Annotated in this window: 22 protein-coding genes; 10 read left to right on the top strand and 12 right to left on the bottom strand. The window is 67.7% G+C overall.

Annotated elements, in window-relative coordinates:
* Positions 1-22 precede the first annotated feature (22 nt).
* The 3 genes from ribB to FHR21_RS00190 are packed head-to-tail and all read left to right on the top strand — an operon-like array spanning position 23 to position 2,341.
* A complete protein-coding gene (gene ribB / locus FHR21_RS00200) occupies positions 23-1,303 on the top strand; it encodes a 3,4-dihydroxy-2-butanone-4-phosphate synthase (protein WP_184094117.1) in 1,281 nt (426 codons plus the stop codon).
* Entirely contained in the window at positions 1,303-1,728 is a 426-nt protein-coding gene (gene ribH, locus FHR21_RS00195) for a 6,7-dimethyl-8-ribityllumazine synthase (RefSeq protein WP_184094114.1), read from the top strand. Before ribB ends, ribH begins: the two co-directional genes overlap by 1 nt.
* Positions 1,721-2,341, top strand: a complete 621-nt coding sequence (locus FHR21_RS00190; protein WP_184094112.1) for a hypothetical protein — start codon at positions 1,721-1,723, stop codon at positions 2,339-2,341. The genes ribH and FHR21_RS00190 overlap by 8 nt, the downstream gene beginning before the upstream one ends.
* A 41-nt stretch (positions 2,342-2,382) precedes the next feature.
* Here the strand turns inward: FHR21_RS00190 and FHR21_RS00185 are convergent, their stop codons facing one another.
* On the bottom strand, positions 2,383-3,468 hold the full coding sequence (locus FHR21_RS00185; protein WP_184094109.1) for an alkene reductase: 1,086 nt from the start codon (positions 3,466-3,468) through the stop codon (positions 2,383-2,385).
* A 114-nt stretch (positions 3,469-3,582) separates the two neighbouring features.
* Between FHR21_RS00185 and FHR21_RS00180 the strand changes: the two genes are divergently transcribed.
* The 6 genes from FHR21_RS00180 (at position 3,583) to FHR21_RS00155 (ending at position 8,436) form a co-directional block, all read left to right on the top strand.
* Complete coding sequence (locus tag FHR21_RS00180) at positions 3,583-4,494, top strand: DMT family transporter (protein WP_184094106.1); 912 nt, start codon at positions 3,583-3,585, stop codon at positions 4,492-4,494.
* 5 nt (positions 4,495-4,499) lie between these two features.
* The gene (locus FHR21_RS00175; RefSeq protein ID WP_420825257.1) at positions 4,500-5,165 is read left to right on the top strand and encodes a COQ9 family protein; all 666 of its coding nucleotides are present in this window, start codon (positions 4,500-4,502) and stop codon (positions 5,163-5,165) included.
* Between the two features lie 76 nt (positions 5,166-5,241).
* The gene (locus tag FHR21_RS00170; protein WP_184094100.1) at positions 5,242-5,511 is read left to right on the top strand and encodes a FeoA family protein; all 270 of its coding nucleotides are present in this window, start codon (positions 5,242-5,244) and stop codon (positions 5,509-5,511) included.
* Complete coding sequence (gene feoB / locus FHR21_RS00165; RefSeq protein ID WP_184094097.1) at positions 5,508-7,379, top strand: ferrous iron transporter B; 1,872 nt, start codon at positions 5,508-5,510, stop codon at positions 7,377-7,379. The genes FHR21_RS00170 and feoB overlap by 4 nt, the downstream gene beginning before the upstream one ends.
* Positions 7,380-7,411: 32 nt before the next feature.
* The gene (gene ssb / locus FHR21_RS00160; protein ID WP_184094094.1) at positions 7,412-7,951 is read left to right on the top strand and encodes a single-stranded DNA-binding protein; all 540 of its coding nucleotides are present in this window, start codon (positions 7,412-7,414) and stop codon (positions 7,949-7,951) included.
* Positions 7,952-7,962: 11 nt separating this feature from the next.
* Positions 7,963-8,436, top strand: a complete 474-nt coding sequence (locus FHR21_RS00155; protein ID WP_184094091.1) for an MmcB family DNA repair protein — start codon at positions 7,963-7,965, stop codon at positions 8,434-8,436.
* 143 nt (positions 8,437-8,579) lie between these two features.
* On the opposite strand, the gene FHR21_RS00150 is transcribed toward FHR21_RS00155, so the two are convergent.
* From FHR21_RS00150 to FHR21_RS00130, 5 genes are all read right to left on the bottom strand, one after another.
* Complete coding sequence (locus tag FHR21_RS00150) at positions 8,580-9,209, bottom strand: riboflavin synthase (RefSeq protein WP_184094088.1); 630 nt, start codon at positions 9,207-9,209, stop codon at positions 8,580-8,582.
* A gap of 5 nt (positions 9,210-9,214) precedes the next feature.
* A complete protein-coding gene (gene ribD, locus FHR21_RS00145) occupies positions 9,215-10,159 on the bottom strand; it encodes a bifunctional diaminohydroxyphosphoribosylaminopyrimidine deaminase/5-amino-6-(5-phosphoribosylamino)uracil reductase RibD (protein WP_184095496.1) in 945 nt (314 codons plus the stop codon).
* A gap of 29 nt (positions 10,160-10,188) precedes the next feature.
* On the bottom strand, positions 10,189-10,665 hold the full coding sequence (locus tag FHR21_RS00140; protein ID WP_246426980.1) for a hypothetical protein: 477 nt from the start codon (positions 10,663-10,665) through the stop codon (positions 10,189-10,191).
* Positions 10,666-10,946: 281 nt separating this feature from the next.
* Complete coding sequence (locus tag FHR21_RS00135) at positions 10,947-11,408, bottom strand: acyl-CoA thioesterase (protein WP_184094085.1); 462 nt, start codon at positions 11,406-11,408, stop codon at positions 10,947-10,949.
* 7 nt (positions 11,409-11,415) lie between these two features.
* Positions 11,416-13,242 carry an aminopeptidase P family protein gene (locus tag FHR21_RS00130; protein WP_184094081.1) on the bottom strand — a complete coding sequence of 609 codons (1,827 nt, stop codon included), beginning with the start codon at positions 13,240-13,242 and terminating at the stop codon, positions 11,416-11,418.
* Positions 13,243-13,392: 150 nt separating this feature from the next.
* On the opposite strand from FHR21_RS00130, the gene FHR21_RS00125 reads away from it, so the two are divergent.
* On the top strand, positions 13,393-15,450 hold the full coding sequence (locus FHR21_RS00125; protein ID WP_246426979.1) for a S9 family peptidase: 2,058 nt from the start codon (positions 13,393-13,395) through the stop codon (positions 15,448-15,450).
* A gap of 187 nt (positions 15,451-15,637) precedes the next feature.
* Here FHR21_RS00125 and FHR21_RS00120 read toward each other — a convergent pair whose 3' ends face one another.
* The 6 genes from FHR21_RS00120 to FHR21_RS00095 all read right to left on the bottom strand — a co-directional run bounded on the left by FHR21_RS00120 (position 15,638) and on the right by FHR21_RS00095 (position 21,203).
* Positions 15,638-16,249: an HAD-IA family hydrolase gene (locus tag FHR21_RS00120; RefSeq protein WP_184094078.1), complete on the bottom strand. Its 612-nt coding sequence runs from the start codon at positions 16,247-16,249 to the stop codon at positions 15,638-15,640.
* A 97-nt stretch (positions 16,250-16,346) separates the two neighbouring features.
* Positions 16,347-16,472: a type B 50S ribosomal protein L36 gene (ykgO, locus tag FHR21_RS00115; protein ID WP_003046794.1), complete on the bottom strand. Its 126-nt coding sequence runs from the start codon at positions 16,470-16,472 to the stop codon at positions 16,347-16,349.
* A 122-nt stretch (positions 16,473-16,594) separates the two neighbouring features.
* Complete coding sequence (gene rpoN, locus FHR21_RS00110) at positions 16,595-18,043, bottom strand: RNA polymerase factor sigma-54 (RefSeq protein WP_184094074.1); 1,449 nt, start codon at positions 18,041-18,043, stop codon at positions 16,595-16,597.
* A gap of 14 nt (positions 18,044-18,057) precedes the next feature.
* Positions 18,058-18,873: an LPS export ABC transporter ATP-binding protein gene (lptB, locus tag FHR21_RS00105; RefSeq protein WP_184094071.1), complete on the bottom strand. Its 816-nt coding sequence runs from the start codon at positions 18,871-18,873 to the stop codon at positions 18,058-18,060.
* 94 nt (positions 18,874-18,967) lie between these two features.
* On the bottom strand, positions 18,968-20,350 hold the full coding sequence (gene pgmG / locus FHR21_RS00100; protein WP_184094069.1) for a phosphoglucomutase/phosphomannomutase PgmG: 1,383 nt from the start codon (positions 20,348-20,350) through the stop codon (positions 18,968-18,970).
* 31 nt (positions 20,351-20,381) lie between these two features.
* Positions 20,382-21,203, bottom strand: a complete 822-nt coding sequence (locus FHR21_RS00095) for a division plane positioning ATPase MipZ (protein ID WP_246426978.1) — start codon at positions 21,201-21,203, stop codon at positions 20,382-20,384.
* Positions 21,204-21,253 lie beyond the last annotated feature (50 nt).

Raw genomic sequence — 21,253 nt, 5'->3', positions numbered from 1 at the left:
TATGATGTGAAAATGACGTTGCATGTCCACGCAACTCATCGATCGCATCCGCGCCATCGTCGACGACGGAAGCATGTCCCGCTCGGGCCTCGCGCGCGCCGCGGGCCTTCACGCCAACAGTCTTCGCGACCTCGATTCGCCCGGCTGGAACCCGACCGCCGAAACGCTGCGCAAGCTGGAAAGCTGGCTCGCGCACGGCAGCGACCTGTCGCCGATGGCCAGCGCCGAGGAGATCATCGCCGAGGCGCGCAACGGCCGCATGGTCATCCTGGTCGACGACGAGGATCGCGAGAATGAGGGCGATCTGATTATTCCGGCGCAGATGGCGACCCCCGACGCGATCAACTTCATGGCGACCCACGGCCGGGGGCTGATCTGCCTGACCTTGACCAAGAGCCGCGTCGACCAGCTCGGGCTCGAACTGATGAGCCGCAACAACGGTACCCGCCACGGCACCGCCTTCACCACCTCGATCGAGGCGCGCGAGGGGGTCGATACCGGCATTTCGGCCGCTGACCGCGCGCGCACCGTGTCGGTTGCGATCGACGCGGCGAAGGGTCGCGACGACATCGTGACGCCGGGCCATGTCTTTCCGCTGATCGCGGTCGACGGCGGCGTGCTCGTCCGCGCCGGCCACACCGAAGCGGCGGTTGACATCGCGCGACTCGCCGGGCTCAACCCCTCGGGCGTGATCTGCGAGGTGATGAACGACGATGGGACGATGGCGCGGCTCGACGACCTCATCCCCTTCGCGCGGCGTCACGGGCTCAAGATCGGCACGATTGCCGACCTGATCGCCTATCGTCACCGCAACGACCGGCTGGTCGAATGCGTGTCGGACGAACCGTTCGAATCGGACTATGGCGGCGACTGGCGGCTCAAATCCTATCGCAACAAGACTGACGGCAGCGTCAATCTCGTGCTCCAGAAGGGCGCCGTCGATCCCCAGGGCGTGACGCTGGTGCGGATGCACGCGGTGTCTCTGTTCGACGATCTGATGGGTCGGCCGGGGCCGAAGAAACGCCGCCTGCAACGCTCGATGGCGGCGATCGGCGAAGCCGGCGCCGGCATCATCGTGATGCTGATGCGCCCGCTGCCCGGCTCGGCCGCGGCCGAGGCGGTCCCGCCCCCCGCAAAGGGCGGCATGGACCTGCGCACCTATGGCATCGGCGCCCAGATTCTCGCCGACCTGGGAGTTCACGCGATGGAATTGCTGACCCCGACGCACAGCAACATCGTCGGGCTCGAAGGCTATGGCCTGTCGATCGTCGGCGAGCGCGCGATCCCGGGCGAGGCGGCATAATGGCGCATGTCCTGATCGTCGAAGCGCGTTTCTATTCGCATCTCAACGACATGCTGCTCGATGGCGTGCGTCACGCGCTCGACGCGGAAGGGCACAGCCACGAGACGGTGACGGTGCCCGGCGCGCTCGAGGTGCCGGCGGCGATTTCGCTCGCGGCCGACACCGGACGCTATGACGCCTATGTCGCGCTCGGCGTGGTGATTCGCGGCGAAACCTATCACTTCGAGGTGGTGTCGAACGAAAGCGCGCGCGGCATCATGGCGTTGACCCTCGACGGACTCGCGATCGGCAACGGCATATTGACCGTCGAGGACGAGGATCAGGCGCTGGCGCGCGCCGACCGGACGCGGGGAGACAAGGGCGGCGGGGCTGCAAAGGCGGCGCTCGCGATGCTGGCGCTCAAGGAAACATTCGGCGTTGCCTGACCGCCCGCCGCCCAGCCGCTTCGCCGTGATCGAACGCGGCGGTCGGCTGGTGATCGTCGACCGGACGACCGGCAAGACACCGCCGTCGGCGGCCGAACGCATGGCGGAGCACGACCGCCGCATGGGGCTGGTGGCGGCGAACCGGCCCGAACCGGTCGCCCCCGCACCCGCCGTCACGGTTCCCGATGAGCCGGCGCCGGTGCCGACCTCCGTCCCGGCGCGCCGGGCGGCGTCCGGTCCGGCGAAGCGGCCGTGGGAAGGCGGCCAGCGGGTACCGGCGCCCCCATTGCCTCCGCCACCCGCTCCCGCGCCCGCCCGTATCCGCGAACGACCACCGCCGCAGGCGAGCGGCGATCGCAAGAGCTTCACCACCGGCAAATGGTGGGACGCGAAAGGCCCGCGCACTGTGGTGCTCGGCTCCGCCGGGCAGGCTGATCTGACCGGCGGCTTCATGATGCTGGTCTTCGGACTGGTGATCGCGGCGATCGTCGCCGCCTTCGTCGCGCTACCGCTGCTGTTCGTGGGCGGCTTTCTGCTGATCCGTTTCGGCGACCGGATCGTGGCGCCGATCGGAGCGCGAATCATCGACAAGGCTCTGGCGGTGCGGGATTAGTCTCATCGTCGCCCCTGCTTTCGCAGGGGCGACGAGGGTCATTATGCAGCGACCAGCGCCGGATAGTCGGTGTAGCCCTCCGCCCCCGGCGAATACCAGGTTTGCGGATTGTCGGCCGACCAGGCGGCGCCGGTGCGGATGCGCTCGACCAGGTCGGGGTTGCCGATGAAAGGGCGGCCGAAGCTGATCGCGTCGGCGACTCCGCTCGCTAGGTCCGCCTCGGCGCCGGCAACATCATAGTCGCTGTTGAGGATTAGCGGTCCCCGGAAGGCAGCGCGGATCGCGGGCGACTGCTTCGGCACGTCGGTGCGCCCGAAGGTGCCGTCGGGGCCAGGCTCGCGCAGTTCGAGAAAGGCGATGCCGAGCGCGTCGAGCGCGGCGGCGGCGGCGGGGAACAGCGTTTCGGGCGCGCTGTCGTCGACGCCCTGGCTGTCGCCATTGGGCGACAGGCGTACGCCGACGCGGTCCTTGCCCCAGACGCCGATCAGCGCTTCGGTCACCTCGCGTAGCAGGCGGATGCGGTTTTCGACCGGCCCGCCATAATCGTCGTCGCGTCCATTGCTGCCGTCGCGCAGAAACTGGTCGATCAGATAGCCATTGGCGCCGTGGAGCTGCACCCCGTCGAACCCGGCCCTCTTCGCATTTTCGGCGGCTTTCACATAATCGGCGATCACCCGTGGAATCTCGCCCAGCTCGAGCGGCCGCGCCACTTCATAGTCACGTCGGCCGACCGGCGTGTGCGCCTTGCCCGGTGCCTGGGTCGCCGATGCAGAGACGGGTGGCTTGCCGTCATTGAACACCGAATGGACGACGCGGCCCATGTGCCAGAGCTGGGCGACGATGCGGCCACCCTCTTGGTGGACGGCCTCGGTCACCGGCTTCCAGCCCTCGACCTGCGCATCGGTCCATAGGCCCGGCGCCGACGGCCAGCCAAGCCCTTCCTGCGAGATGCCCGTCGCCTCCGAGATGATCAGCCCGGCCGAGGCACGCTGGCGGTAATAATCGCGCGCCAGTTCGTTCGGCACAAAGTCGGGGCCGGCGCGGCCGCGCGTCAGCGGCGCCATGACGATGCGGTTCGGCGCGGCGATGGCGCCCAGCGTGATCGGATCGAGAAGCGATGCGGTCATAAATCCTCCAGCTTTCACTTTCTTCGCGACGCCTCGGTGGGCCGCCGCTATGGGCCCTTCGAGCTATGGACGCGCGGCGCCCGGAACAATAGTGGGTAGCAAAAGAAAATCTATATGACGGCGAAGACGGACGGCACGGGCGGCATAGGCGGGGCGGCGGCGCGTCGCGCCGGCTGGGTCTTTGCTGCGCTGCTCGGCGGCAATATCGTGCTGGCGGTGGGCGCGCCGCTGGTGCGGCTCGCCGATACCGGCCCGATCGCGACGGGCTTCTGGCGCATGGCGATCGCGCTGCCCTTCCTCGCGCTGCTCGGCTGGCGCGAGATGGGCGGGCGGATGCCGCCGCGCGCCGCGATCGGGGTGGCGATGGCGGCGGGCCTGTTCTTCGCGCTCGATCTCGCCGCGTGGCACATGGGAATCGTGCGGACCAAGGTCGCCAATGCGACGCTGTTCGGCAATTGCGCCAGCCTGCTTCTGGTATTGTGGGGCATCTTCCTCGCCCGCACCCTGCCGCGCGGGTGGCAGGCGCTCGCGGTGCTGCTCGCCTTCGCGGGGGCGGCGCTGCTGATGGGACAGAGCTATGAACTGGCGCCCGCCTATCTCGTCGGCGACCTGTTCAGCCTGCTCGCGGGCGTCTTCTACACCTTTTACGTCATCCTGATGCAGCGGGTACGCGGCGGGCTGGGGGCATGGACCACGCTCGGCCTGTCGTCGGCCGCGACGCTGCCGGTCCTGCTCGGCGCCGCCGTCGCGCTGGGCGAGGTCGTGATGCCGGTGGACTGGACCCCATTAGTCGCGCTCGCCCTGTCGAGCCAGGTCGTCGGCCAGGGGTTGCTGATCTGGGCGTTGCCGCGCTTCTCGCCGCTCGTCATCGGGCTGACCCTGCTCGTCCAGCCCGCCATCGCCGCGCTCGCCGGCTGGCTGATGTTCGGCGAGCGACTGGGCGCGATCGACCTGGCCGGGGGCCTGATGGTCGGCGCGGCGCTGGTGCTGATCCGGTTGCCGAGCCGGCGACAACGGCCTATCTGATGGCCATGGCCTCGATCCTGCCCGCCGACCCGACCCTCGACGAGATTCGCGCCGCGCTCGCGCCGCTGATCGCCGAGGGTGCCGCCTTCGATGGGTTCGGCGACGCCGCGCTCGTCGATGCGGCGACGCGGCTGGGCATCGACGCCGATGTCGCGCGGCTTGCCTTTCCGGGCGGCGGGCGCGATATGGTCGACGCCTGGTTCGCCGATATCGACGCGGCGATGGCGGGGCGCCGGCCCGCCGAAAAGCTAGCGACGCTCAAGATCCGCGGGCGGATCACGACACTGGTCGAGACGCGACTCGACCTGCTTGCGCGCCATCGCGAATCGTTGCGCCGCGCGCTGGCGCTGCTCGCGCTGCCGACGAACCTTCCCTTCGCGGCCCGACTCGGCTGGCGCAGCGCCGATTGCATGTGGCGTCTCGCGGGCGATACCGCGACCGACTATAATCACTACAGCAAGCGCACGATCCTCGGCACCGTCTATGGCTCGACGGTCGCGGTGTTCCTCGACGACGAAAGCGAGGATTTCGCCGACACACGGGCCTTTCTGGCGCGGCGGATCGACGCGGTCATGCGCTTTGAAGGCTGGAAGCACCGCCGCGCCGCGCGCCGCACCGAACGCCCGAGCCTCGCGCGCTTCGTCGGTCGGCTGCGTTATCCGGGACGCTGACGCCTTCCTTTTCGCGAAACGACTCTGCGAAAACTAGGGCTGGCCTTCTCGCGCTGTTATTGATAATCGCTCGCAAATGATCGCGAAGCTCGATTCCGCCCCGCTCGGCATGGCCGTGCGCATCGCCCGCATCGATTGGGACATCCTCTCGCACGACGAGGGGCGGCGGTTGCGCGAATTCGGGCTGATGGAGGGGGTCGAGGTCAAGCCGCTGCATCGCGGCAGCCTTTTCTCGCGCGAACCGCTGGCGCTCGGCATCGGACGGATGCAGGTGATCATCCGCGGACGCCAGGCCGCCGCGATCGCGGTCGAGCCCGTCGAGACGGAGCCCGCGGCAGCAGCATGACCGGCGCCATCCCGACCATCGTCCTCGTCGGCAACCCCAATGCCGGCAAATCGAGCCTGTTCAACGCGCTGACCGGCGCGCGGCAGAAGATCGCCAATTATCCGGGCGTCACGGTCGAGCGCAAGGCGGGTCACGCCAGCTTCGCCGACGGCCGGCCGGCGGCGCTGATCGACCTGCCGGGCAGTTACAGCCTGACCCCCGCCAGCCCCGATGAGGCGGTGACGCGCGACGTCGTTCTGGGCCGGCAGGCGGGTGAGCGGCGCCCCGACGCGCTGGTCGTCGTCGTCGACGCCGCCAATCTCGACAATCATCTCTGCTTCGCGCTCGAACTAATCGCGCTCGGCTTGCCGACGGTGATCGCGCTCAACATGGTCGACCTCGCGGAGCGCGACGGGCTGACGCTCGATGCCGAGCGGCTCGCAGCGGAGTTGGGCGTGCCGGTGGTGCCGACCGTCGCGGTGCGGAAGCGGGGGCTGACCGAGCTGCTCGCCGCGATCGACGGCGCGATCCTGTCGCACCAGACCCAGGCCGATGCGATTCCCGCTCCGCCGCCGACCGACGTCGCGCTCCACCAGCGCGCCCGCGCGATCGCGCGCGTGGCGACGCTGGCCGAAACGCCCGTGCGGCGCTGGACCCAGCGCGTCGATGCCGTCGTGCTGCATCCGGTCGCGGGTTTCCTGATCCTGCTCGCATTGATGTTCGTGATGTTCCAGGCGGTCTATGCCTGGTCGGAGGCGCCGATCGGCTGGATCGAGGACGGCATCGCCGCGCTCCAGGGCGTCGCCACCGACGCGCTGCCCGACGGGTTCCTGCGCGGGCTGATCGTCGAGGGACTGCTCGCTGGCGTCGGCGCGGTCGTCGTCTTCCTGCCGCAGATCCTGATCCTGTTCCTGTTCATCCTGCTACTCGAGGCGTCGGGCTATATGACCCGCGCCGCTTTCCTGATGGACGGGCTGATGGCGAAGGTCGGGCTGTCGGGGCGCGGCTTCATCCCGCTGTTATCGAGCTTCGCCTGCGCGGTGCCCGGCATCATGGCGACGCGCGCGATCCCCGATCCGAAGGACCGGCTGACGACGATCCTGATCGCGCCGCTGATGACCTGTTCGGCGCGGCTGCCCGTCTATACGCTGATCATCGGGGTCTTCATCCCCAACCGCGCCGTCGGCGGGTTGCCGGTCGGGCTTCAGGGGCTGGTGCTCTTCGGCCTCTATGTCGCGGGGATCGTCGGCGCGCTGATCGTCGCCTTCGTGCTGCGCCGGTCGGTGACCAAGGGCAGTGCCGCGGGCTTCATGATGGAAATGCCGCGCTATCAATGGCCGCGGCTGCGCGACGTCGCGATCAGCCTGTGGCAGCGCGCATGGATCTTCCTGCGCCGCGCCGGGACGATCATCGCCTTCACCACCGTCGTCCTGTGGCTGCTGCTGAGCTTTCCCAAGGCGCCGGCGGACAGCGAACTGCGCCAGGTCGATTACAGTGTCGCCGGCCGTATCGCGAGCGGGCTGGAGACTGTGGTGCGGCCGATCGGCTTCAACCACGACATTGCGCTTGCGCTGATCCCGGCGATGGCGGCGCGCGAGATCGCGGTGTCGGCTCTGGCGACCGCCAATGCGATCGACGCCGGCGACGACGAGGATCAGGTCGCGATGTCGCTTGGCGAGCGGCTGCAGGGGCGCTGGAGCCTCGCCACCGCGCTGGCCTTCCTCGCCTGGTTCGTTTTTGCGCCGCAGTGCATCTCGACCATCGCGATCACCCGGCGCGAGACCAACGGGTGGAAATGGCCGCTGTTCATGGTTGGCTATTTGTTCGCGCTCGCCTATGCCGCTGCTGGTATCACCTATTGGACGGCCGTCGCCTTCGGACTCGGCTGATCCCGGCAACATTCTAGCGGAGCGGAGCGGCGATGGCTGGCAGCGTCAACAAGGTTATTCTGATCGGCAATCTGGGCGCCGATCCCGAAATCAAATCCTTCCAGAACGGCGGCCGGATCGCCAATATCCGCATCGCGACGTCGGAAAGCTGGAAGGACCGGATGACCGGCGAGCGCAAGGAGCGCACCGAATGGCATAATGTCGTCATCAACGGCGACGGGCTGGTCGGGGTGGTCGAACGCTATCTGAAAAAGGGCAGCAAGGTTTACATCGAAGGCAGTCTTCGCACCCGCAAGTGGCAGGACCGCGACGGCAACGACCGCTACACGACCGAGGTGGTGATCGCGGGGATAGGCGGTGCTCTGACCATGCTTGACGGTGCGCCCGGCGGCGGTGGCGGCTCGCGCGGCGGTGGCGACTGGGGTGGCGGCTCGAGCTCTGGCGGCGGCTGGGATCAGGGCGGCGGTTCGGGCGGAAGCGCAGGCGGTGGCTGGAACCAGGGCGGTGGTGGTTCGAGCGGCGGCAGCCGTCCGCCCTTCGACGACGATCTGGACGACGACGTTCCCTTCTGAGGCCCCGATCCATGGCGGGTGACCTGCTGACCGCCGCCGATGTCGCGCGCGGCGTGTGCCGGCTGTTCGCGCAGGCGGGGCTGGTCGCGATTCCCGAGGTGCCGTTGCCCAACGGGCGACGCACTGATCTGACCGCGATCGACGCAAAGGGCCAGATCACCATCGTCGAGATCAAGGTCAGCCGCGCCGATCTGCACGGCGACGGCAAATGGCCCGACTATTGCGACTGGTGCGACCGCTTCTATTGGGCGCTCGCTGCGGGGCTCGACCCGGCGATTCTGGAGACCGATGGCTATCGGCCCGAAACCTCCGGCCTGATCGTCGCCGACCGCTATGGCGCGGCGGTGGTGCGCGAAGCGGCAAGCTGCCACCTCGCCCCCGCGCGGCGCAAGGCTGAACTGCTCCGCATCGGACGATTGGCGATGCGGCGGTCGATGCTGGCGGCCGATCCCGAACTCGCGGCGGGGTGGAGCGAGGGCGTCTAGATTATTTCACGCGAAGAGGCGGCGAAAGCGGTGGTGACACCGTTGAAAGCCTACGTCTAATTTTGCTTGCCTTGTCACCCCGGATCGAGTCCGGGGTGACGAGGAGGGTAAGCGCGAGATCTTCGTGCCCTCGGGCGGCCCGATTATCCCCGCACCTGCTGCATCCGCGCCAGATAGCGTGCGAGCACATCAATCTCCAGATTCACCGGCCGCCCCGGCGCCGCTTCGTCGAGCGTCGTCACCGTCTGGGTATGCGGAATGATATTCAGCGTGAAATGCGCGCCGCCGTCGGGCTGGTCGGTCACCTCGTTGACGGTCAGCGACACGCCGTCGAGCGTGATCGAGCCCTTGGGCGCGATGTGGGGGGCGAGGGCGGGGGGGGCTTCGACGGTCACCGTCAGGCTGTCGCCGGTGGGTTCGATCGAGACGATGCGCCCCACCGCGTCGACATGGCCGGTGACGATATGCCCGCCAAGCTCGTCGCCGACGCGGAGCGCGCGTTCGAGGTTGAGGCGCCGGCCGACGTCCCACATGCCCGGCGCGGTGCGCGCCAGCGTCTCGGCACTCGCATCGACCGCGAACCAGCCGGCAGGACCGTTGCTGGCTTCATCGACACCTTTGTCGACAACGGTCAGGCAGGCACCGGAACAGGCGATGGAAGCGCCCAGGTCGATGCCGCTCACGTCATAAGCGGTGCCGATGACGAGCCGCGTGTCGCCGCGATCCTCGCGCGCGCGGACGGTGCCGATGTCGGTGACGATTCCGGTGAACATCTTTGTTAATCCCTTCGCACCCGCTCGTAGACGTCGAGCCGGTCGCTGCCAAGCAGGCGGCTGTCGGCGAGGCGCCAGCGACCGTGGGCGTCGGCGAGATCGGTAAGGCCGATGTCGCCGAGCGCGAGCCGGCCGCCGCCGATCAGGATCGGCGCGCGGTAGAGGAGCAGCCGGTCGACGCGGTCGGCGGCGAGGAAAGCGGCCGCCGCGCCTGCGCCGCCTTCGACGAGCAGCGAATCGATGCCCGCGACCGCTTCGGGCGCCGCCACGGCGGTCCAGCCTTCGGGGGCCGCGCCGCGCGTGAGCAGGAAGCGGCGCGGGCTGCGGTCCTCGAGGCCGGGCAGCCGCACGTCGAGGCGCGGCGAATCAGCCACGAGCGTCCCGCGTCCGACGAGAATCCCCTCGTGCAGCGCGCGTTCGAGATGCGCGTGCGCGCGCGCGCGCGCGCCGGTGATCCAGCGGCTCGACCCGTCGGCCAGCGCGATGCAGCCGTCGAGCGAGGTCGCGAGCTTGAGCGTCACGAAGGGCGTTCCGCGCGTCGCGCGCGACCACCAGGGCGCCATTGCCCCGCGCGCGGCGTCGGCGCCCACGCCGGTCTCGACCGCGATTCCCGCGTCGCGCAATCGCGCGAGGCCGCGTCCGTCGGTGCGTGGATCGGGGTCCTGCAGGGCGACGACGACGCGCGAAACCCCCGCCGCGATCAGCGTGTCGGTGCAGCATGGGCCGCACGGGCTGGCGTGGGCACAGGGTTCGAGCGTGACATAGGCGGTCGCACCGCGCGCCGTCGAACCCGCAGCCGCGAGCGCCACCGCCTCGGCATGGGGGCGCCCGCCGGGCTGGGTCCAGCCGCGACCGACGACCCCGCCATCGGCTATGACCACGCAGCCGACATTGGGGTTGGGGGCGCTTCGGCCGCGACCGCGCCATGCCAGCGCGACGGCGGCGGCCATCCAGTCGGCATCGGTGGGCGGGCGCCGCATCAGGGGCGGGTTGGGCCTTCGGCGGCGGGCTTGGGCCCGCGCGCGGCGCGTTCGGCGAGGGTCGAGCGCTTTGGCGGTTCGGGCTTTTTCGCGATCAGCGTGTCGGCTTCCTTGCCCAGTGTTTCGCGCGTCACTTCGTCGGCCTTGCTCGAATCATAGGGCACCCCCATCATGTCGGCGAGCTTCTGATATTCGGCGCGGCGGCGCGCATTCTCGCGCGTTGTTTCCTTGGCGCGTGCGATCCAGTCGGCGCGCACCTCGGCCTCGCTGCGATCCGCTTTCCAATTTTCGAAATAGATGATCTGCGGCTTGGGTTTTTCATAGGGAATCAGATATTTGCCGAAGCCCCAGAAGACGACGAGCGCCAGCACGACCGCGACGCCCCAGCTTGTCCAGCGGTGCGGCCGCGGCTGGCGGATATAGTCCCAGAAATCGGACACGCCGCCGCCGACATCCCAGTTGTTGAGCATTCCCATAACCCCAATCTAGGCGATCCGGCCGGGATTTGCGAGGGGAAGTCGGTTGCGCCGGGCGGAAGTGGCCGCGCGATAGATTGCAAAAAATGCAATCTCAGATAGCCTTTTCGCAGTTGCACAATTCATTGTGCAGTGCAATATCGCACTTGCCTTTTAGGCATCCTCTCCCAAAAACTTTCAAGGGTCGCCCTCGGGCGGCCCTTTTTTTCGACCTTTTTGGTTGAGAGACCGCGTTCGAGGCGAAGCACCCTGGACTGGCGCGAATCGTCGGCTCTTGCGAATCAGTCTTGAATCGGCGTCCGTGTCTCGAATCGCCGGACTTCGGCGATGAAACTGCCTGGAAGCGGCGTTGGCTGGCCGCTGTCGCTGTCGATATGGGCATAGTCGATCTCGATGTCGGCCAGCCGCTCGCTACCCCGGAAAATCCCGCAATGGAGGGTGAAGCTCGTCCGTTCGAAACGGCTGATCCGCGCCGCGATGGTGATCAATTCGTCGAGCCGCGCCGGGGCGTGATAATCGATTTCGCAGTGGGTTTCGCGGATATCTGTGCCATATTGGTAAAAATAGGGGCCGGGCTGTCCCTCGCCGAGGGCACGGAAATATTCGGTCACGCCGATGTCGGCATAGGTCAGATAATGACCGTTGAAGACGATATTCTGCCCGTCGATCTCGCTGAAGCGCACGCGCACCGTCTCGCGAACGCGGAAATCGTCGAGCGGCACGCGGCTGCGATGATCCGCCATGCCGGGCTCAGGCGGCAAGTGCGGCGGGGGCGCGGTCGATCGGGGCGCAGGCGGCCGCGAGCCAGTCGCGCTCTGCCGCATCCATGCCCGGCGCCAGCTTCTCCTGCACCGCGGCGTGATAGGCGTCGAGCCAGTCGGCCTCGGCGGGCGAGAGCAGGGCGGCGTCGACCAGATCGCGCGCGATCGGCGCGAAGGTGATCGTCTCGAACCCCAGCATGGCCTCTTCGGCGCCCGCGATCGCCTGCGGCACGACGACCACCAGATTCTCGATCCGAATGCCGAAATGGCCCGCCTTGTAATAGCCGGGCTCGTTGGACAGGATCATGCCGGCGTGCAGCGGTTCCTCGGTCCCCGCCTGCCCGCCCGCCGGCTTGGCGATGCGCTGCGGCCCTTCGTGGACGGCCAGATAGGCGCCGACGCCGTGGCCGGTGCCATGGGCATAATCGACCCCGTCGGCCCACAGATACTGCCGCGCCAGAATGTCGAGCTGGCTGCCGCGGGTGCCGCTGGGGAAGCGTGCGGTGGCGAGCGCGATATGACCTTTCAGCACCTGGGTGAAGCGGCGGCGCATTTCGGCGGTCGGCTGGCCGATCGCGATGGTGCGGGTGATGTCAGTCGTGCCGTCGGCATATTGGCCACCCGAATCGACCAGATAGAGGGTGCCGGTCTCGATGGCGCGATTGGTCGTTTCGTCGACCTTGTAATGCGGCAGCGCGCCGTTGGGGCCGGCGGCCGAGATGGTGTCGAACGACAGGTCGACGAGCGCGCCGCTTTCGTCGCGGAATGCGCGCAGCTTCGCCGCGGCGGCCAGTTCGTCGAGCCCGCCCTGCGGCGCGAGCTCTTCCATCCATCTCAGGAAGCGCGCGACCGCGACGCCGTCGCGGACATGCGCAGCGCGGGTGCCGTCGAGCTCGGTGTCGTTCTTGATCGCCTTGGGCAGGACGGCAGGGTCGCGGTGGCGCGCGATCTGCGCACCCGCCGCTTCCAGCGCGGTGAAGATCGCCGCGACCGCGCGGTCGGGATCGACCGCGACCCTTTTGCCCGCAAGATCGGCAAGCGCCGCTTCGAACGCGTCGCGATCGTGGATGCGGACGCTGTTGCCGAGGTGCGCGCGCACCGCATCGGTGACCTTTTCGGGCGCGATGAACAGGTCGGCGGTCGCGTCGGCATGGAGGAGCGCGAAGGCGAGGCCGACCGGCGTGTGGCTGACGTCGGTGCCGCGGATGTTGAAGGTCCAGGCGATCGAATCGAGCGCGGTCATCACCGTCGTGTCGAGGCCCCTCGCCTTCAGCCAGTCGGCGATGATATCGCGCTTGTCGGCGGCGGACCGGCCCGCGAGTTCGATGTCGTGGATGCTCACCGGCGCGTCGCTCGGCGCTGGTTGGTCGTCCCACACCGCATCGACGGGATTGTCCGCTACCGCCACCAGTTCCGCGCCCTTGGCCGCGAGCGCGCGGGCGAGCCCCCGCGCCCAGTCGAGGCCGTGCAGCCATGGGTCATAGCCGATTGTCTGCCCCGCCGCGACGTTCGCGCCCAGCCATTCGGCGACGCTCGACTGCGGTACGCCGACATAGTCATAGAGCGTCCCGTCGACCTGATCGCGCACCTGCACCGTATAGCGGCCGTCGACGAAAATCGCCGCCTTGTCGGGCAGCACCGCCACGGTCCCCGCCGAACCGCCGAAGCCGGTGAGCCAGGCGAGCCGCTGCGCATAGGCGCCGACATATTCGCTCATATGCTCGTCGCTGATCGGGATCACGAAGCCGTCGAGGCCGCGCGCCGTCAGTTCGGCGCGCAAGCGGGCGAGGCGGTCGCTGTGCGAGGGGGTGGACATGCTTGCTTCCTTGTTCCTACATCGCCGCCGGTCCCGCCCTTCGGGCGGCGCAGCGGGAGTCGTTCCATGCGTGCTATTTGGATGGTCCTGGCCGCAATTGCCACCCCCGCTCTCGTTTCAGCCCAAGAGAAAGAGACAGATTTGACCCTTATGCCTTCCGCGCCCGTCGCCGAACAGCGGCTGCACGAGACGATGCTTCACGGCACGACCCTCTCCGACCCGTGGCACTGGCTGCGCGATACCAGCTATCCGGTCGTCGACGATCCCGACGTGCTCGCCTATGTGAAGGCCGAAAATGCGTGGTTCGAGGCGGCGATGAAGCCGCACGAGGGACTGGTCGAGACGCTGTTCCAGGAGATGAAGGGCCGCATCAAGGAAGAGGATGCGAGCGTGCCGCAGAAGGACGGCGATTTCGTCTATTGGGTCGAATATGAACAGGGCGCCGAGTACAAGAAATGGTATCGCCGGCCGGTCGCGGGCGGCGATGCGGCACTGATCCTCGACGAGGTCGTGCTCGCCGCGGGCAAGGAGTATTTCCGCCTGTCGGATCTGGCGGTCAGCCCCGACGGCCGGCTGATGGCTTATGCGGTCGACGACAATGGGTCGGAGCGGTTCGAGGTGCGCGTCCGCAATCTCGAGACCGGCGAGATGCTGCCCGACGTCATTCCGGGCACGCTGTCGTCGCTGGTGTGGACTGCGGGCAGCGACGCGCTGCTCTATGGCCTCGCGAACGAGAATTGGCGCACCGACAATGTCCGCCTGCACCGGCTCGGCACGCCGGTCACGGACGATAAATTGCTCTACAAGGAGCCCGACATCGGCTTCGGCGTCGGCATCGGCAAGACCGCGGCGGACAATTATATCGTCATCGCGACCGGGGATAACGAGACGAGCGAGGTCTATCTGCTCCCCGCCGACGATCCCGAGGCGACGCCGCTGCTCGTCGCGCCGCGGAAAAAGGGCCGCGAGTACAGCGTCGACGAGCGCGATGGCACGCTCTACATCCTGACCAACGACGATCATCCGAACTTCCGCGTCGCGACTGCCAGCCTCGCGGCGCCCGGCGAATGGACGACGCTGATCGCGGGTTCGGACCACAGCTATCTCACCGGCCTGTCGGTCTTCCGCGACTATTTTGTGCTCGAAAGCCGCGAGGACGGGCTCGATCAGGTCGACGTCCGCCGCTACGACGCGCCGCGGACGCCGGGACGGATCGCCTTTCCCGAGGCGACCTATGTCGCGGGGCTCGGCGACAATCCCGAATATCATCAGGACAAGGTCCGCATCGACTATGAATCGATGGTCACGCCCGATACCGTCTATGACTATGACGTCGCGAGCGGGACGCTGGAGGCGCTCAAGGTGCAGGAGATTCCGTCCGGTTACGATGCGTCGCAATATATAACCGAACGGGTTAGCTTGCCGTCGCGCGACGGGCAGACGATGATCCCCGCCTCGCTTGTCTACAAAAAGGGCACGCCGCGCGACGGCAGCGCGCCGCTGCACCTCTATGTCTATGGCAGCTATGGCTATCGCGTCGCGCCCGGCTTTTCGACGACGCGACTCAGCCTCGTCGACCGCGGCATGATCTATGCCATCGCGCATGTCCGCGGCGGCGACGATCTGGGGCGGGAATGGTATCTGGCGGGCAAGACCGACCGGCGCAAGAACACGTTCAACGACTTCATCGACGTCGCGAAGGGGCTGATTGCGAAAGGCTATACCAGCGCCGGCAAGATCTCGATCGAGGGCCGCTCGGCGGGCGGGCAGGTCATGGGGGCGGTGTATAACGCGGCGCCCGAGCTGTGGGGCGCGGTGCTCGCGGGGGTGCCCTTCGTCGATGTCATCAACACGATGATCGACGAGGAACTGCCGCTGACCCCCGGCGAATGGCCCGAATGGGGCAATCCGGTCACCGACAAGGCCGCGTTCGATTACATGCTGTCCTACAGCCCCTACGACAATGTGACCGCGCAGGCCTATCCGCCGATGCTGGTGTCGGCGGGCCTCAACGACCCGCGCGTCACCTATTGGGAACCGGCGAAATGGGTCGCCCGGCTACGCGCGGCGCGCACCAATGACGCCGCGCTGTTGCTGCGCACCAACATGGGTGCGGGCCACGCTGGCAAGTCGGGCCGCTGGGGCGCGCTGCGCGAGGATGCCGAGGAATATGCGTTCGTGCTAACCCAGCTTGGGGTAGAGAAATAGGGCTTTCGAAATTTTCACGCGAAGCCGCGAAGGCGCGAAGAGGCTGGTTCGGGCCGACAGACCCTTTTCCCATCAAGCCGCGCGGATGACCGCAACGCCGGAAGCAGAAGGCCGCTTCGCGGCAGGCACGACCTCTTCGCGCCTTCGCGGCTTCGCGTGAATCCCGAACAGCAGCAGCGCGGCGGGCCTATCCCGTCAGATAGCCCCGCGTCACCAGCTCGGTTTCCAGTCCCGCCGCATCGACAAAGCGGTGCGCCGCAATGCCGGCCGCTTCGGCACCGGCGACATTGGCGGGGTTGTCGTCGATGAACAGCGCGCCAGCGGGATCGATGCCGAAGCGCGCGGTCGCGAGCGCGTAGATCGCGGGATCGGGTTTCATCAGCCGCTCGGTGCCCGAGACGATGATGTCGCGGAAGCGGTCGAAGACCGGCTGGGTCGGGCGGAAGGCCTCCCAGAATTCACGCCCGAAATTGGTGATCGCGAACAGCGGTACGCCCCCGGCATCGAGCCGTGCGACAAGATCGAGGCTGCCGGGCACCGGGCCGGGGATCGTCTCGTTGAAGCGCGTTGCATAGGCGTCGATCAGCGCGCCATGCTCCGGGAATTCGGCCTTGCGTTCGGGCACCATCTCGGCGAGCGGGCGGCCGGCGTCGTGCTGGAAATGCCATTCGGGGGTGACGACATGGCCCACGAACCATTCGAGCTCGGCCGGGTCGTCGATCAGCTTGGCGAACAAGTGCCGGAGGTCCCAGTCGAACAACACCTTGCCGACGTCGAAGATCACGCTCTGCCGAATCATAAAGCCCCCGCGCACGCGAAAGCGCCGCCGGAAGCATCCGACGGCGTCACGCTGGCCTGCACTGCGCGCACGGGGCGGACACGCCCCGGCTGGGCCATCAGCCCTGGCGCGCCTTGAAGCGGCGGTTGGTCTTGTTGATCACATAGGTCCGGCCGCGGCGGCGAATCACGCGATTGTCCCGGTGGCGGTCCTTCAGCGACTTCAGGCTGTTGCGAATCTTCATGGTCTTTTCCGTAAAGGTCTGAGCGTTACTACGCGAAGGCGCGCACCTATGGCGAAGCCCGGAAAAAGTCAACCGTCGCCGCTGCGATAAAACACCGCCTTCGCGGTGAAGATGCGGATCGCCTATCCCGCCAGCGCCTTCTGCCGCCGGCGCTGCACCGACGAGCCATAGCCCATCGCCTCACGATATTTGACTATGGTACGTCTGGCGATGTCGTGGCCCTCGGCGGCGAGTTTCTGCGCGATCGTCTCGTCCGACAGGATTGCCCCCGCTTCCTCGGCGTCAATCAGCGCCCTGATCCGGCTCTTGACCGCCTCGGCCGACACCGCGCCGTCGCCGTCGGTCGCGGCGATGCCGGAGGAAAAGAAATATTTGAGCTCGAACAGCCCGCGCGCGCAGGAGAGATATTTGTTGCTGGTGACGCGGCTGACGGTCGATTCGTGCATGCCAATGGCCTCGGCGACCTGGCGCAGCGTCAACGGGCGCATCTGCGCGACGCCGTGAAGGAAAAAGCCTTCCTGCTGCTTGACGATTTCGCTCGCTACCTTGACGATCGTGCGCTGGCGCTGGTCGAGCGCACGCACCAGCCAATTGGCGCCGGCAAGCTGTTCGGACAGCCACGCCTTGCTCTTCGCCGCCGCGCCCCTGGCGAGTTCGGCATGATAGCGGCGGTTGACGAGCAGGCGGGGTAGGGTGGAGCCGTTGACCTCGACCGCCCAGCCCTTCGCTATGCGGCGCACGAACAGGTCGGGGACGACCGCCTGCGCCGCCGCGCCGCCGAAGCGCAGCCCCGGCTTGGGATCGTAGCCGCGCAGTTCGCGGATCATGTCGGCGAGATCCTCGTCGTCGACCCCGCAGATACGCTTGAGCTGCGGGAAAGCACCCTTGGCGACGAGGTCGAGATGCGCGATCATGCACGCCATCGCGGGGTCGTAGCGGTCGGCCTCGCGCGCCTGGATCGCGATGCACTCGGCAAGGTCGCGCGCGCCGACACCCGAAGGGTCGAAACCCTGGACGCCCGCCAGCACGGCCTCGACAAGCGCCAGCGGCACGCCGAGCCGCTGCGCGAGATCGGAGAGGTCGGCGCGCAGATAGCCCGCCTCGTCGATCAGCGCGACAATCTGTTCGGCGACCATCGCCTCGACGCCCGAGAAGCGTTCGCCGACCTGCGACAGCAGATGCTCGTGGAGCGTCTCCTCGCCCGCGGCGAAGCTGTCGAAATCGATGCCCTCGCCGTCGCCACCCGACAGGCCGACCGAATCGCTCGCGCTGTCGTGGTGGAAACGCTCCTCGGCGAAATCGACGTCGAGGTCGGTGCCCGCGTCGGAGGCGAGCGCGAGGTCGGGATCGGGCGCCTCGCCGGGCGCGGGCGCGTCCTCGCCGGGCTCGTCACCCTCGCCCTCGCGACCCGCGGGCGCCGCGTCGAGCAGCGGATTGCCTTCGAGCGCCTCGGCCAGATAGGCTTCGAGCTCGAGGTTCGACAGCGCCAGCAGCTTGATTGCCTGCTGAAGCTGCGGCGTCATCACCAGCGATTGCGACTGGCGGAGATCGAGGCGTGGACCCAGTGCCATCGCGCCTCAGCCCATCAGAGCGAGAAGCCCTCGCCGAGATAGAGCCGGCGTACCTCGGGATCGGCGACGAGCTCGGCGGGCGATCCGGCGAGCAGCACCTTGCCGTCGTAGATGATGCAGGCGCGGTCGACGAGGTCGAGCGTCTCGCGGACATTATGGTCGGTGATCAGCACCCCGATGCCGCGCGTCTTGAGGTCGGCGACGAGGTCGCGGATGTCGCTGATCGACAATGGATCGATGCCCGCGAAGGGCTCGTCGAGAAGCATGATCGACGGGTTCGCCGCCAGCGCGCGCGCGATCTCTGCCCGCCGCCGTTCGCCGCCCGACAGCGCCATCGCCGCCGAATCGCGCAGCCGCGTGAGGCCGAATTCGTCGAGCAGTTCGTCAAGCCGCCGTTCGCGCGCGATCCGGTCGGGCTCGGCGAGTTCGAGCACCGCGCCGATATTCTGCTCGACCGTCATGCCGCGAAAGATCGAGGTCTCCTGGGGCAGATAGCCGAGGCCGAGGATCGCGCGGCGATACATCGGCAAAGCCGTGATGTCGGCGCCGTCGAGCATGATGCGCCCCGCGTCGGGCTTCACCAGTCCCATGATCGAATAGAAGCAGGTCGTCTTGCCCGCGCCATTGGGGCCGAGTAGGCCGACGACCTCGCCCTTGCCGACAGACAGCGACACGTCGGAGAGGACGATCCGCTTGTCGTAGCTTTTGGCGATCGACACCACCGCGAGCCCGTTGCCCGCCGCGGCGTCCTGCTGGACATGCGCGGCATGCTCGGCGACCCCGTGATCGGAGCCGGTAGACAGCGTCGCCAGTTTCGGTTCGTCGGTCATAGGCGGGCGTTACCCGAGGAGCGGCGCCAGCGTCAATCTGGCAGGCTTTTTGCAGGCCGCTTTTCTCCTCCCGCTTGCGGGAAGGGAAATGCGATCAATGCCCTGCCGACGCTCCGCGCTTCACGTCCGATTGGGCGAGCTGGTCGTCGATCGCGGCGACGAGCCGGTCGAGCCCGGCCTCGTCCTTCGCCTCGGCGCGGGCGACGAGGACGTCCTGCGTGTTCGATGCGCGCAGCAGCCACCAGCCGTCGTCGGTCAGCACGCGTGCGCCGTCGGTCCGGTCGACCTTGGCGCCCGACGCCGCGAGGCGCGCGAGAACTTCGTCCACAATGGCGAATTTGCGCGACTCGTCGACCTGGAAGCGCAGTTCGGGCGTGTTGACCATCGGCGCCATCGCACCGCGCAACTCGGTCACGTTGCGGCCTAGCGTCTCCGCTGCCTCGATCAGCCGCACCGCGGCATAGGGCGCGTCGTCATAGCCGTAATAGCGGTCGGCGAAGAAGATATGGCCGCTCATCTCGCCGGCCAGCGGACTGCCCGTTTCCTTCATCTTCGCCTTGATCAGGCTGTGGCCGGTCTTCCACATCAGCGGATGGCCGCCCAGTTCGGCGACGCGGTCGAACAGCGCCTGGCTCGCCTTCACATCGGCGATGACCGTCGCGCCCGGCCGGTCCTTCAGCACCGCGGCGGCATAGATCTGCAAAAGCTGGTCGCCCCAGATTACCCGGCCCTGGCCGTCGATCGCGCCGATCCGATCGCCGTCTCCATCGAAAGCGACGCCGAAATCGAGATTCCTCTCCGCGACCAGTTTCTTGAGATCGGCCAGATTCGTCTCTTCGGTCGGATCGGGGTGATGGTTCGGAAAATGCCCGTCGACATCGGTGAAGAGAAGATGATGCTCGCCGGGCAGGCGCGCGGTGAGCTTTTCGATCACCGGCCCTGCGGCGCCGTTGCCCGCGTCCCAGCCGATGCGGCACGCGCCGCCGGCGAAGCCGTCGACCAGCCGGTCGACATAGGCGTCGACGATATCGACCTGCTCCGACGTGCCCTCGCCGCTCTCCCAGTCGCCGGCGGCAGCGAGTTCGCCGATCGCCAAGATGTCGGCGCCGAAGAAGGGGCGTCCCTGAAACACCATCTTGAAGCCATTATAGTCGGGGGGGTTGTGGCTGCCGGTTATCTGTATGCCGCCGTCGACCTTCTGCGTTGAGGCCGCATAATAGAGCATCGGGGTCGGCCCCATGCCGACGCGCAGCGCGTCGATGCCCGCGGCGTTCAGGCCCGCGACCAGTGCCGCCTCGAGCATCGGCGACGATAGCCGACCGTCATAGCCGACGGCGACGCGGCGGCCGCCGGCGCGGCGGATCAGCGTCGCGAAGCTGCGGCCGATCGCGTCCGCATCGGCTTCGGTCAGCGTGTCGCCGACGATGCCGCGGATGTCATATTCGCGCAGCATGGTCGGGTGGAAATCATGGGTCATCGGCATATCCTCAATGGGGAGAGAGGGATTTTCAGGCGGCGGCGAACAGGTCGCCATCGGGATGCAACCGCTCGCGCGCCGGAAGGTTCAATCCCCCCATGGCTTCGCGCAACTCCTGCCGCGCCACGACATGCCCCATTCCCATGCCGCCGAGATGCGCCTTGTCGAGCAGGGTGAGGCCGGCCGGGAACAGCTCGCGATAGATGACGCGTTCGCCGAGCCCCGGGATGACGCGAAAGCCGACGCGCCGGGACAACTGGGTCAGCGCTTCGCCGACGCGGCGCATATTGTGCGCATCGACATGCTGAAGGCGGTTGCGAAGGACGATCCAGTCGATCGTCCGCCCGTCGGCCTTGGCGCGCGTCTTGCGCGTGTCCCAGATCAGCTCCGAATAGAAGCTGGGGCGCGTGACCTGAAAGGTTTCGGGATCGACCTGTCCGATCAGGTCGAAATCGATGAAGCTGTCGTTGATCGGGGTAACGAGCGTGTCGGCGCGCGTCGCAAGGTGGCGCGCGAAGACATCGTCGCGCCCCGGCGTGTCGGCGATGAAATAGTCGGCGCCCTCGGTCAGGCGCGCGACCGCGACGTCGAGTTCGTCGACGGTCGTGCCCTCGAACACCTCGAAGCGCGGCATCGGCAGCGCGATGTCGCGGCGCTGCGCCGTGCTGGTGCGATTCTCCAGATAGCGATGGAAGGTGCGCTGGCGCGGGTCGAGGTCGAGCCCGGCGACGCGCCAGCCCTGGCTGGCGAGCGCCACCGCGAAATGTACCGCGCAGGTCGATTTGCCCGTGCCGCCCTTTTCATTGGCGAAGATGATGTGATGCGCGGCGGGCATCGACGTCTGGCTCGTCATGGGCGTTGCGATTTTCCTGTCGGCGCGGCATGGCAGCCGCATGGGGTGGC

The sequence above is a fragment of the Sphingopyxis panaciterrulae genome (assembly GCF_014199295.1).
In the GTDB taxonomy this organism is placed as follows: Bacteria; Pseudomonadota; Alphaproteobacteria; order Sphingomonadales; family Sphingomonadaceae; genus Sphingopyxis; species Sphingopyxis panaciterrulae.
The sequence above is the reverse complement of the archived record's forward strand: the minus strand, read 5'-3'. Positions and strand labels throughout refer to the sequence as shown.